Origin of the sequence: Dietzia sp. JS16-p6b, from assembly GCF_003052165.1 — a bacterium.
GTDB lineage: Bacteria > Actinomycetota > Actinomycetes > Mycobacteriales > Mycobacteriaceae > Dietzia.
Genome location: NZ_CP024869.1, coordinates 2,173,805 through 2,186,113 on the forward strand (window position 1 = coordinate 2,173,805; position 12,309 = coordinate 2,186,113).

Genomic DNA, 12,309 nt, shown 5'->3' on the forward strand with positions numbered 1-12,309 from the left:
GTCTGGGCGGCATGCCCGATCCCGCCCGTCCCCTGCGCAGCAACGGTGATCCCCTGGTGTCCGCACCTCCCCGTGGCGCCGGTGGCGCCCACGCCCTGCGCGAGCCGGCTCCGGCGACCGCTACCGAGGACGTCCCCGACTCCGGCGAGGGTCTGCTGACGTCCAACCGGGTGCTGGTCACGGCTCCGCGTCACCGGATCTCCCCCCGCACGCCGGTGCTGTGGGTGATCGAGGGGATCTGGTCGTGGGCGATCCTCGCCGCCCTGCAGGTCGGGTGGTACTTCTGGGGCGACAACGTGATGGGGTTCTGGAACTGGGTCGCGCTGGCAGCGACCGTCCCGTTCGCGTTCATGTCCATCGTGGTGGCGCCGTGGTGGCGCTACGTCGTGGCCCGGTGGGACGTCTCGGACACCGCCGTGTGCTCGCGCAAGGGCTGGTGGACCACCCAGTTCCGCATCGCCCCGCTGGCGCGCCTGCAGACCGTCTACACCACCCGCAACCTGTTCGAACGGTGGTTCGGTCTGGCCACCGTCCACGCCTCCACCGCGTCGGCGCAGGGCACGGTGGAGATCAGGGGCCTGGTGCTCGCCGACGCGGAGGCGTTGGCGCAGCACCTCATCGCCATCGCCAACCTCGACTCGGAGGACGGGACGTGAGCGGACCGGGGACCGTGTCCGGGGTGACGGCCGGTCCGGACGACGACGAGGCCGGCTCCTCCGTCGACACCGCGCGGGCCCCTGGGACCGAATCGGCACCGGACCAGGAGGCGGCCGAGGAGACGGCGCCGACCGATCGGACTGACGACGCCGGCGCGGTCGACCCGGAGGCCCCGTGGCACCGGTTGTCCTGGCGGATGCTGCTGGTGGACCCGCTGGGGATGCTGACCCGGTTGCTCCCGCTGTTCCTCATCTCCCTGTGGTTGGGGTCGAATCGCAACAACTACTGGTTCGAGATCGGCGTCATCTCGTTGATCGTCCTGGGCAGTCTACTGAGGTGGCTGTCCACGAGCTACCAGGTCGGCCGGACCCACATCGTCCTGAAGAAGGGCTTCTTCAGCCGCAACGTGGTCACGGTGTCGCGCCAGCGGATCCGCAGCGTGGACACCGAGTCGGACCTGTTCCACCGGGTGATGCGCGTATCGATCGTCGAGGTCGGCACCGGCCGCGCGGACTCCGGGAAGTCGGACGCCGAGCGGTTCCGGCTCAACGCCATCGACACTGCCCAGGTCGAGCCGCTGCGCGACGAACTGCTCAAACATCGGCGCGCCCTGGACCCGACGCTGAGCGAGGAGGACGAGGAGCAGTGGGGGTCGAAGTACGGCGAGGACATCTCCCGGTGGCGCGTCACGTGGGCGCGGTTCGCGCCGTTCTCCTTCCTCGGGTTCGGCGTTCTCCTGTCCCTGTGGCTCCTCACCTGGCAGATGGGGGACATGCACGACCGGGTCATGGACCTCGCGGTGGTCGAGGCGACCGTCTCGTGGCTCGACTCCCTGGGACAGCCGTGGACTCTGGTCGGCGAGGTGATCGCGGTCTGGATGGTGGCCGGGGTCCTGGCGATCATCACGTACGCGATCCGTTACGGGAAGTACGCGCTCACCGACCGTGGACAGTTGCTCTACGTCCAGAACGGCATCCTCCGACGGAAGCATCAGGCGCTGGACAAGGCCAGGCTCCGAGGGGTCGAGATCCGTCTGCCGGTCTATCTCCGGCTCCTGGGCGGTGGCCGGCTCGAGCCCATCATGACGGGGACCAAGAAGGGTGCCGCCGCGTCGACGCTGCTGCCGCAGGCCCCCATCAAGGACGTCCGGCGGGTGGCCGCGCGCATCCTCGGCGACCCGACACCGGTCACCGTGAGGCTCCGGCGCCACCCGTGGAAGGCCGCGCGCCGGCGGATCACCCGTGGACTCCTCCCGTTCTGGGTGGTGGCCGGCCTGATCGTCCTGGTGCGGATCGACTCCGGCCCATCGGCCGACATCTGGGTGCAGTGGGGGATCCCGGCGGCCCTGGTGTTCTTCCTCGCGTTGTCCGTCGACCGGATCAGGATGCTCGGCCACGCTCTGCTGCCCGACGTCCTGGTGAGCTCGAGTGGGTCGTGGACCGCCAAGCGGACCGTGCTCGAGGCGGAGGGCATCATCGGGTGGACGGTCACCCAGTCGGTGTTCCAGCGTTCCGCGGGGGTCGCGACCGTCTCGGCGGCCACCCCCGCGGGCAACGGTGTCTACTCCGTCGTCGACATGGACGCCGACGAGGCCTGGGCTCTGGCCGAGGCGCTGACCCCCGGCATCACGGACGTGTGGCACCACGACGGGGACCCCGACGTGCGCTCCTCACCGTCGATGGGTCTCCGCCCGCGGTGAGCGTCCCAGCGTCGCGACCCACAGTGGGATGAGACCGCCCACCACCAGGAGAGCCAGGCCCCGTAACCCGATCGGGACGGGCATGTTGCCTCCGGGGCCCAGGTTGAGCGTCACCAACGTGAGGATCCAGATCAGGGCCGGGAACACGGCCACGATCGCCCGGTCGGACCAGGCCGAGGCGACCCGCACCAGGAACAGCGACCACACACCGGCCACCAGGATGGTGAACGGGAACGGGACCGGGCCGACGTACGTCGCGAGCCAGGCCACGGCCAGCACGCAGCTGGTGGCGGCGCCGACGGCGAGCATCACCAGCGCTACACCGAGTTCGATCACCCTGGTCGACCGGACGAGGGCGGCCCGGCCGGTCACCGGGTCTCCCCCACGAGTCCGTCCAGCAGGTGAGCGGTACCGGGCGGGCACTTGACGTAGGGGCCCCCGGGGTCGGCGAGGTCGTGGGCGATATACCACTCGACATCCGAGACGGGCTGGAGGATCCCGTTGGTCAGGGCGAAGAACCACGGTTCTGAATCCGGCCCCGGGACCAGTTCGAGTTGGGTCGCGTGTCCGGTCAGGGCCTCCAGCTTGGCCGCATAGGTGGCGTCGTCGAGCGGCACACGGTGGGTCAGCCGTGAGTCCGGTACGGATGGCAGCTCGGCTTCGTCCGCGTGACGCAGGTGGGCCGGCGGCGCCGGGTGTCGTCGCGAGACGTAGGACCTGGCGGTGACGGTCCACGCCACCCGCCAGGGCCGGTGGGCCGCCTGGTCGATCGCACTGTGGACGACCTCGTGGGCGCGGATGTGGTCGGGGTGGCCGTAACCTCCGCGCGGGTCATAGGTCACCACCAGGTCGGGACGCCAGTCGTCGACGAGTGCCACCATCTCGTCGACCGCCTCGCGCCCAGAGCCCACGAAGGCGCGCGGATGCCGCGCGGACGGCGTCCCGGCCATCCCGGAATCCCGCCACCGGCCGGCGCCCCCGAGAAAACGGGGCCGGTCGACACCGAGCGCGCGGAGCGAGACCCCCAGCTCCCCGATCCGGAACCCGCCGAGTTGATCGGCGCGGTCGGCCAGCAGCCCGGAGAGGTCCTCACCGAGGACCTCACCCTCCTCCCCGAGGGTGCACGTCACCACCCGCACCTCCACACCGGCCGCGACGAGGGCGGCGATCGAGCCTCCGGTGGTGATGGCTTCATCGTCCGGGTGGGCGTGGACGAACAGGGCCCGGGGTGCGGTGCCCGGCTGCGGCACGGCGAGAGGTGTCATCCGGTCCTCCTCCAGGTGGGTGCTGAGTCGAAGACGTCGGAGACCATCGGTGGCGCGGCGTCGGCACCGGCTGGACCCACGCCGGTCACCTCGACGCCGTCGTCGGAGAGCAGCAGAACCGGTCTGACCAACGGGATCCGGAGGGCCTGCTCGGCGACCAGGTCGCCCGCCGTCTCCAGGTCGGGGCCGCCCGGCGCGTCCCCGAGCCCGAGAGCTCGGTCGAGCTCGGGGACGCACACCCCGGAGACCCCGCTCGCCCTCGCCGGGGCGGAGGTGCCGATGGTGCGTGACGGGGCACTGGTGGTGGTGGGGGCGGGCGCCCCGGTGGTCGCGGTCGGGTCGAGACGGGATGTCGCGGTGGTGCCGGTGTCGGGTTCCGGCGGGACGAGGCTGGTGACCGTGGTGAGTGATCTGCTCGGGGCGGTGCGGCCGGTGGTGGCGGGGTTCGCGGGCGCGGTGGGAGCGCAGGCGAACCGGGACAGCGCCGCGACCTCGGGACGTCCGTCGACCCGTTGCCACCCGACGACGGCGTCCACCAGACCGTGCGGGAGCGCGTCCCCGTACAGTGCGACCGCGTCGAGCTCCCAGACGCGGGCCCCGATACCTGCCCCGCGGAGCTGATCCGCGAGCGTGAACGCGGCGGTGAGCGCCCTGTCGTCCTCCGCCTCGACCCCGAGCGTCACGCTCAGCGGTTCCCCGTCACGCTCCCATCGGGGTCCCGTACGGGTGAACCCGGCGTCACCGAGCGCACGCTCCACGCCACCGGTGTCGGCGGTCGCGGTGGCGGCGGCCCCCGGCGGGAACGGGTACGACGTGACGCCCGGGTCGGACTGCCCGGTGACGACCCGACCGACCACTTCGGGGTCGACCGCCGCCGCGAGGCCGCGCCGGACCGCCGGGTCGCGTACCGCCGGGGCGACGGTGTTGAAGCCCAACTCGAGCTGGGCCGAGGCGTCCACGGTCACAGAGCGGATCCCGGGGACGGTGGCCGAGACGTCTGAGGCCAACGGGGTGGCCGCGACCATCGCGAGCGATCCCGGCCCACCGCGCAACGCCGCACCGAGTTGGCCGGCCCCGGTCGCCCGCCGGACGAGGATCTGATCGAGCTCCGGTGCCCGAGCCCAGTACCGGTCGTTGCGGACGAACTCGATCTCGCCGCGGCCGATGTCGGCGACACGGATCATGTACGGCCCCGCGCTCATCGCGGGAAGTCGGGCCATCGCGCCCTGGAATCCGTCCGGGGCGTCCTTGAGGATGTGCCCGGGCAACAGGTCGGCGAACAGGGTCTGCCAGTCCTCCGGCGGGGAGTCGAAGACCACGTCCACGACCTTGCCTCCGGCACCCGACCGGACCTCCACGATCTGCTCATAGCCGGCGGGATCGACGACCCCGGGCTGGGTGGTCATCTGTCGCCAGAGGTATTCGAAGTCCTCCGCCGCGACCGGCACACCATCGGTCCACTGGGCCTGGGGATCGATGGTGTACCGGATGGTCCGCGGATCTGCCGGCCGGGGCTCCGCGGACACCAGGAGGTCGCGGTTGAGCACCGGGTGCCCATCCGGACCGGGGACGAAGGCGCTGGGCAGCAGTAAGGAGGCCACCAGATCCGTGTCGACCCCCTGGTCGGCCAGCAGATGTGGGTTGAATCCCGGGTCGACGCGGTCGAGAGCCAGCAGGACTCCGCCACTCGACAGGCTGACGGTCTCCCCGTCGACACCGTCCTCCCCCACCACGGTGGGAGGGGGCGGGTCCGCCACGCACCCCGCGAGGACGACGATGGAGAGCACGCTGGCCAGCACGGCGGTACCGCGCCGACGGCCCGACGCCCCCTTCATCGCCACCGGGGCCCTCGTCAGCTGACCGACTGCTGCTCGCGGGACTTGGACCTGCTACGGGCCTTGGCCCGCTCGTTGGCGGTGAGCAGCACCTTGCGCACGCGGACGGCGTCCGGTCCGACCTCCACACACTCGTCGCCGGCGCAGAACTCCATGGCCTCCTCCAGCGAGAGGTTGCGGTGCTTGGACAACGTCTCGGTCGCGTCGGAGGACGCCGCACGCATGTTGGTGAGCTTCTTCTCCTTGGTGATGTTGACGTCCATGTCCTCGGAGCGCGGGTTCTCGCCCACGACGACCCCTTCGTAGACCTCGGAACCGGGTTCGATGAAGAAGTCGCCGCGATCGGCCAGACCCAGCAGGGCGAACGCGGTGGCCTTGCCGGCGCGGTCCGCCACGAGGGAGCCGGTGTGCCGCGAGCGGATCTCCCCGACCCAGGGCTCGTACCCGGCCGACACGGAGTTGGCGATGCCGGCTCCCCGCGTCTCGGTCATGAAGGTCGTGCGGAAGCCGATGAGACCCCTGGCCGGGACGGTGAACTCCATCCGGACCCATCCGGTGCCGTGGTTGCTCATCTGCTCCATGCGACCCTTGCGGGCGGCCATGAGCTGGGTGACCGCACCGAGGTACTCCTCCGGCACGTCGATGGTCATGTGCTCCATCGGCTCGTGGACCTTGCCGTCGATCCGGCGGGTGACCACCTGGGGCTTGCCGACGGTGAGCTCGAAGCCCTCGCGGCGCATGGTCTCGACGAGGATGGACAGCGCCATCTCACCGCGGCCCTGCACCTCCCAGTCGTCGGGACGCTCGGTGTCGATGACCTTGAGCGAGACGTTGCCCACCAGTTCCTGGTCGAGCCGCGCCTTGACCATCCGCGCCGTGAGTTTCGTGCCGCCGTTCCGTCCGGCGAGCGGCGAGGTGTTGACGCCGATGGTCATCGAGATAGCCGGTTCGTCGACCGTGATCTTGGGGAGCGCTACCGGGTTCTCCGGATCGGCGAGGGTGTCGCCGATCATGATGTCGCTGATCCCGGCCACCGCCACGATGTCTCCGGCCACGGCCTCCTCGGTGGGAACGCGCTCGACGCCTTTGGTCGCCAGCAGCTCCGAGATGCGGACGGACTTCGTCTCCGTCTCGCCGTCGGCGAGGTGGTGGATCCACGCGACCTGCTGGCCCTTGCGCAGACGCCCGTTGTGGATGCGCACCAGGCCGATCCGGCCGAGGAAGTTGGAGGCGTCCAGGTTGGTGACGTGGGCCTGGAGCGGCGCGTCGGCGTCGCCGCGGGGGGCGGGGATCACCTCGTAGAGGAGCTTGAAGAAGTCGTCGAGGTTCTCCGCGTCCGGCTCCTGGCCGTTCGCGGGCTGGGTGGTGGACGCCTTACCCGCGCGACCCGAGGCGAAGACCACGGGGAGTTCGAGTGCGTGCTCCGCGGCGGCCTGGGCGGCGGGGTCCTCCAGATCCGAGGCCAGGTCGATCAGCAGGTCCTGGGCCTCCTCGACCACCTCGTCGATGCGGGCGTCCGGCCGGTCGGTCTTGTTGACGACGATGATGACGGGCAGGGACGCGGCGAGCGCCTTGCGCAACACGAAACGGGTCTGTGGGAGCGGCCCCTCGGAGGAGTCGATGAGCAGGACCACGCCGTCGACCATGTTCAGGCCACGCTCCACCTCCCCGCCGAAGTCCGCGTGACCGGGGGTGTCGATGATGTTGAGGACCAGGTCCGCGCCGCCCGCCCCCGCGCCCGGCCGCCGTACGGCGGTGTTCTTCGCGAGGATCGTGATCCCCTTCTCGCGCTCGAGATCCCCCGAGTCCATGACCCTGTCCACGAGCTCCGCGCGTTCGTCGAACGCTCCGGACTGGCGCAGCATCGCGTCGACGAGTGTCGTCTTGCCATGGTCGACGTGCGCGACGATGGCGACGTTGCGGAACTCGGTCAGGGCCATACGGTGGGTTCTCCCTCAGAGGCTTTCGGCGCCACGGGTGACTGTGCGGTCGCCGGGCGCGTGGTGGGAATCTGCGGGACGTCCGCGTGATTCACAGGCGCGTCCGTCGGAGCGCGCGTGCGCGTCCACATTACCCGTATCGGCCTCCGAGCCGTCATCCCGAGCGCGCGGGGGCCGCACGCACGAGGCTCCTGTTATTTACATCACAAGTATCTTCTGCCACACTGGCCTCAGAAGCCCCAGCAGCAGGGCCTCCGGTATCCACAGCTGTCACCGTTGTGAGAGCATCGAGCCGTCGATTGGTCGGCCCGCCGACCGGTCCGTCCGCCTCATCCGAAGAATGGACTCGCCAGTGATCCGCCACTCGCTCAGGAACTCGTTCAGGACCCTCGGTCTCGGTGCCGCCGCCGCCATGGCGGTGTCGCTCGCCGTCCCGGCCTCCGCGAGCGCCCAGTCACTGGACGAGCTGGGGCGGCCGACCGAGCCGGTCCTGCAGGCCATCGAGAACCTCTCCGAGCAGCAGTGGATCCCGGAGGAGACCCGGGGCACCATCGCCCGGTTGGTCGGATTCTTCCGCGGGTCCGGCGAGCCGGGCACCCCGATCCCCACGAACGGTCCGGTGATCGCCCAGTTCGCCTATCCGACGATCATGCAGAACTGCATCGACGGGGAGCAGACCGCGGTCGGGGCCGCCACCGCCGTGCCGGGCCCCGCCGGTCTTCCCCTGCCCGGTATCCCGGGCGGTCAGCTCGGCTTCGTCTTCACCGCCCTCGGCACCGAGGGTGTCGCACCGCAGCAGGTCCAGCCCATGACGGTGGACTGGTTCAACATCACCAACGGTCGACGGGGCACCACGGTGCTCAGCTACAACGGGATCAACGAGGGCGGGCCGGCGACCCTCAACGGCGTCGCCGACACCGGCCCGGGCCAGGTGCTGATGCTCCTGCAGGGGGGAGTCACAACCACCCTCGCCGGTGGAGGGACCTCCAACTGTGTCTCCCTGCCGCTGGTGGGTTCCGCGTACGTCCCGTGACCCCCGCGGCGTGGGGCCCGACCGTCCCCACCCCGTCATGAACGACACGAGCAAGGCCCGTCTCGCCCTCGCCGGCGACGGGCCTCTCGTCGTTCTCACGGGTGCCGGAATGAGCGCGGAGAGCGGGGTACCCACCTTCCGGGACGCGCAGACCGGATTGTGGGCACGCCACGACCCCGCCGCGCTCGCCACACCTGAGGCCTGGGACCGCGACCGGGACGCGGTGTGGGCCTGGTACCGCTGGCGCGAGCACCTCGTCGGTTCCGCCGAGCCCAATGCCGGCCATCTGGCGATCGCGCGGGCCGCCGGGGGCCGCCGCGTGACCGTGGTGACACAGAACGTCGACGACCTGCACGAACGGGCGGGGTCCTCCGACGTCCACCATCTCCATGGCAGCCTCTTCGCGCACCGGTGCGACACGTGTGAGACGGCGATCGAGGTGGGGCCCGCGCCGACCGTCCCCGTCGACCGGCTCGCCCCGCCGTCGTGCTCCAGGTGTGGGGGGCGGGCGCGACCGGGCGTGGTCTGGTTCGGGGAGATGCTCCCCCGGCGGCCCTGGGACGCCGCCGTCTCCGCGATCTCCGCCGCATCCGCGGTCCTCGTCGTCGGCACCTCCGGCCTCGTCCACCCCGCCGCGTCGCTCCCCGGCCTCGCCGCGGACCGCGGCGTGCCGCTGGTCGAGGTGAACCCCGGTCCTCCGGGTTTCCCGCACGAGGCGAGCGTGCACCTACGCGCCACCGCCGCGCAGGCGCTGCCGTCTCTCCTGGCACCCTGACCGCGGCGTCACATCGCGTGGGCGATGCGACGGGTCGCGAAATCGGCGCGGGATCCTCGCCGCCGCGCTAGCTTTCTCCCTGCGAGGATCGTCAACATCGCGTTCCCGCCTCCCGTCCCCGGGAGTTCACCACCGGAGGTCAGCTCATGTCCGACACGTCCCCGAGTACGCCAACCGACACTTCCACCGCCACGCCGTCCGGGACGGCCGTGATCGCGGCCGAGATGATAGGCACCTTCTGGCTGGTGCTGGGAGGGTGCGGCACCGCGGTGTTCGCGGCCGTCCAGGTGGCCACCGCCGACACCGGGGATGTTCCCGTGGGCGTCGGTTATCTCGGAGTCTCCCTGGCCTTCGGCCTGACCGTCCTGACCGGCGTGTACGCGCTCGGCCACCTCTCGGGAGGCCACTTCAACCCCGCCGTCACCATCGGCGCGGCGATCGCGGGGCGCCTGCCCTGGTCCAAGGCGCCCGTCTATATCGTCAGCCAGGTCCTCGGGGGCCTCGTCGCGGGCGCACTGATCCTGGTCGTGGCCTCGGGCAAGGCGGGCTTCGAGGCGACGGGGCACATGGCCGCGAACGGCTACGGGGAGAACTCCCCGGACGGATACGGTCTGCTGTCGGCCCTCATCATCGAGGTCGTGCTGACCGCGATCTTCATCTGGGTGATCCTGGGCGCCACGGATCGCCGTGCACCTGCCGGATTCGCGCCGCTGGCGATCGGTCTGACGCTGACGCTCATCCACCTCGTCTCGATCTCGATCACCAACACCTCGGTCAACCCGGCCCGCTCCACCGCCGTGGCGTTCTTCAACGGCGACGGAGCCGTCGGCCAGCTGTGGCTCTTCTGGGTGGCCCCGATCCTGGGCGCGCTCATCGCCGGCGCCCTGTACGGCCCGCTGTTCGGCGAGAGGATCAGGAACGCCTCGGGCCCGGCGGCCCGGGTCTGACCCTATCGATACCTCGACACCGGGACGCCACGGGCCCGCGGGACGGCGTCCCGCGGGCCCGGTCTCCGCTCAAGACCGTGAGACGTCAGCGCCCCCGGTCGTCTCGACCGGTCCGCCCGGTCATCTTGTCCACGATCCCCGGCTCGTTCTCCGGGTGGGCGGCCGGATCCACGTCCTGCGGGTGACGCCCGGCCGGGCCCTCGTCGAGGCCGTGGAGGTCCTCGGCCCGGGAGTGCCTACCAGGGGTGTCGGAGTCGGCGGCCCCGGTCGGCGTGGCGACCCCGAGGCCGTCGGTCCGGCCCACGGTTCGGGCATCTGTCCGCGCACCGGTCCGACTGTCGTGCTGCCCGACGGGGTCGCGGTCGACGGCCCGGTCCGGGCCGGCGTCACGGCCCGGCGCGTCGGCGCGGTGCTTGGGGTCGAGCTTGTCAGCGTGCTCCTCCATGCGCCGCACGTCCTGACGCTGCTCGTCGAGCACGGAACGATGCTGCTCGGCCTCCGCGCGAAACCGGTCCGCCTCCGCGGCCTTGGCCTGGGCCTCCTGCTCCGCCGCGCCCGCGCGATGCTCCTGTTCACGGGCGACGGAGTGTTGGCGTTCGAGCTGCTGCTCCCGCTCGCGCGCGTCCTTCCGCAGTTCTGCAGCCTCACCCAGCTTCTTGCGACTGCTGTTCTTCGTGGCCACCGCGATGAGCGCGATGACCACGACCAACGCGACCACCCCGATGACGATCCAGATGATGGGGTCCATAACAGCCTCCGATTCCAGGGGTCACATTCCACCGGGAACGTAACCCCCCTCCCGAACGCCTGCCACCGGTGGGCGCGCGGGGCGCCGGAGTTGCGGGGCCCCGGTCAGTGCAGAGTCCGCGGCACCAAGCCGACCTCTCGGGCCTCCCGACTCAGACGGTCGCGGTGATCCGGGTGGGCGATCGCGATCAACGCGGCCGCCCGGGCGGACACCGACCGGCCCCTCAGCGTGGCGATCCCGTACTCGGTGACCACGCTGTCGATGATGTTCTTGTGGGTCGTCACCGGACTGCCGGGGGTAAGCGAGAGGGTGATGCGGCTGATCCCCCGGGACGTCTGGGACGGGGTGACGATGAACCCGTGGCCACCGGGCGAGAACCTGCAGCCCCTGGCGAAGTCCGCCTGCCCACCGGCGCCGGACCAGTACCGACCCCCGATGGTCTCCGACGCCGCCTGTCCGTAGAGGTCGACCTCGCTCGTGGCGTTGATCGAGTGGAGGTTGTGCTCCAGGCCGATCACACGCGGGTCGTTGACGATGTCCACCGGCAGCATGGCGACCGAGGGGTTGTTGTGCAGCCAGTCCATGAGCTTCTGCGACCCCACCGCGAAGGTGGTGACGTGTTTGAACGGCCTACCGGTCTTCCGCGAACCGTCGATGACGCCGGCGTCCACGAGGTCCATCACCCCGTCCGACAGAGCCTCGGTGTGGATGCCCAGGTTCTCGTGCCCCGTGAGACGGGACAGCACGGCGTTGGGGAGCTTGCCGACGCCGAGCTGCAGGCAGGCCCCGTCGGGGACCCGCTCGGCGATGACGTCGGCGATCGCGTGCTCGATCTCACCGGGCACCGGCGGGTCGACGGTGATCATCGGCGCGTCGTTCCGGGTCACCCCCACGACCTGGGAGATGTGGATGTGATTCCGGCCGAATGTCCGCGGCATCCTGGCGTTGACCTCCACGAAGAACGGCACCTGGCCGATGAAGGACGCCACGTAGTCGGCGTTGGTGCCCATGGAGAAGAACCCGTGTTCGTCGATCTCGGACACCGTGGTGATCGCGAGCCCGGGCGGGCTGAACTCACGCAAGGTCGCGGGGACCTGGGCGAAGTCGACCGGGACGAGGTCACACGTGCCCTCGTGGAAGTTCTTCCGTGACCCCGGGCCGAGGAAGTAGTCCACATGCCGGAGCCTGCCGGGGTACGCACCCTCCATGAACGGAAGTGACTCCCAGGGATCCATGTGGTGGACGGTGACGTTCTCGAGTCTCTCCGCACCCGCGTCGAGGGCGCGCAGCAGGGCCGGGGGCGCCGCGTTCTGGATCGGCGAGATGATGTGCATCCCCGGCGTGACGTGCTCGAGGACCGCCTCGGGCGGCAGTTCCTCGTAGTGGATGTCCTTCATCGCGGGTCACACT

General features: G+C 70.7%; 11 protein-coding genes. 5 read left to right on the forward strand and 6 right to left on the reverse strand.

What is annotated here, in order from left to right:
• Positions 1–11 precede the first annotated feature (11 nt).
• Both CT688_RS09905 and CT688_RS09910 read left to right on the forward strand, forming a co-directional pair.
• Positions 12–656, forward strand: coding sequence for a PH domain-containing protein (locus CT688_RS09905; RefSeq protein ID WP_107756760.1), 645 nt, complete (start codon positions 12–14; stop codon positions 654–656).
• Positions 653–2,356 (forward strand): PH domain-containing protein, encoded by a 1,704-nt coding sequence (locus CT688_RS09910; protein WP_107756761.1) that lies wholly within the window; start codon positions 653–655, stop codon positions 2,354–2,356. Before CT688_RS09905 ends, CT688_RS09910 begins: the two co-directional genes overlap by 4 nt.
• Here the strand turns inward: CT688_RS09910 and CT688_RS09915 are convergent.
• From CT688_RS09915 to typA, 4 genes are read right to left on the reverse strand one after another with little or no spacing between them, the layout of a single operon-like run.
• Positions 2,327–2,728, reverse strand: coding sequence for a hypothetical protein (locus CT688_RS09915; protein ID WP_107756762.1), 402 nt, complete (start codon positions 2,726–2,728; stop codon positions 2,327–2,329). The genes CT688_RS09910 and CT688_RS09915 overlap by 30 nt on opposite strands.
• The gene (mshB, locus tag CT688_RS09920) at positions 2,725–3,621 is read right to left on the reverse strand and encodes an N-acetyl-1-D-myo-inositol-2-amino-2-deoxy-alpha-D-glucopyranoside deacetylase (RefSeq protein WP_107756763.1); all 897 of its coding nucleotides are present in this window, start codon (positions 3,619–3,621) and stop codon (positions 2,725–2,727) included. Before mshB ends, CT688_RS09915 begins: the two co-directional genes overlap by 4 nt.
• Complete coding sequence (locus CT688_RS09925; protein WP_231750596.1) at positions 3,618–5,456, reverse strand: ABC transporter family substrate-binding protein; 1,839 nt, start codon at positions 5,454–5,456, stop codon at positions 3,618–3,620. The genes mshB and CT688_RS09925 overlap by 4 nt, the downstream gene beginning before the upstream one ends.
• Before the next feature lie 17 nt (positions 5,457–5,473).
• Positions 5,474–7,396, reverse strand: a complete 1,923-nt coding sequence (gene typA, locus CT688_RS09930; RefSeq protein WP_107756765.1) for a translational GTPase TypA — start codon at positions 7,394–7,396, stop codon at positions 5,474–5,476.
• 340 nt (positions 7,397–7,736) lie between these two features.
• Between typA and CT688_RS09935 the strand changes: the two genes are divergently transcribed.
• The 3 genes from CT688_RS09935 to aqpZ all read left to right on the forward strand — a co-directional run bounded on the left by CT688_RS09935 (position 7,737) and on the right by aqpZ (position 10,151).
• Positions 7,737–8,429 (forward strand): hypothetical protein, encoded by a 693-nt coding sequence (locus CT688_RS09935; protein ID WP_194305641.1) that lies wholly within the window; start codon positions 7,737–7,739, stop codon positions 8,427–8,429.
• Between the two features lie 37 nt (positions 8,430–8,466).
• Positions 8,467–9,204: an NAD-dependent deacylase gene (locus CT688_RS09940; RefSeq protein ID WP_107758133.1), complete on the forward strand. Its 738-nt coding sequence runs from the start codon at positions 8,467–8,469 to the stop codon at positions 9,202–9,204.
• A 146-nt stretch (positions 9,205–9,350) separates the two neighbouring features.
• Positions 9,351–10,151 (forward strand): aquaporin Z, encoded by an 801-nt coding sequence (gene aqpZ / locus CT688_RS09945; protein WP_370446299.1) that lies wholly within the window; start codon positions 9,351–9,353, stop codon positions 10,149–10,151.
• A gap of 85 nt (positions 10,152–10,236) precedes the next feature.
• Here aqpZ and CT688_RS09950 read toward each other — a convergent pair whose 3' ends face one another.
• Together CT688_RS09950 and CT688_RS09955 are read right to left on the reverse strand one after the other, a co-directional pair.
• Positions 10,237–10,899: a hypothetical protein gene (locus tag CT688_RS09950; protein WP_107756767.1), complete on the reverse strand. Its 663-nt coding sequence runs from the start codon at positions 10,897–10,899 to the stop codon at positions 10,237–10,239.
• A 104-nt stretch (positions 10,900–11,003) separates the two neighbouring features.
• The gene (locus tag CT688_RS09955) at positions 11,004–12,296 is read right to left on the reverse strand and encodes an acetyl-CoA hydrolase/transferase family protein (RefSeq protein WP_107756768.1); all 1,293 of its coding nucleotides are present in this window, start codon (positions 12,294–12,296) and stop codon (positions 11,004–11,006) included.
• Positions 12,297–12,309: the final 13 nt, after the last annotated feature.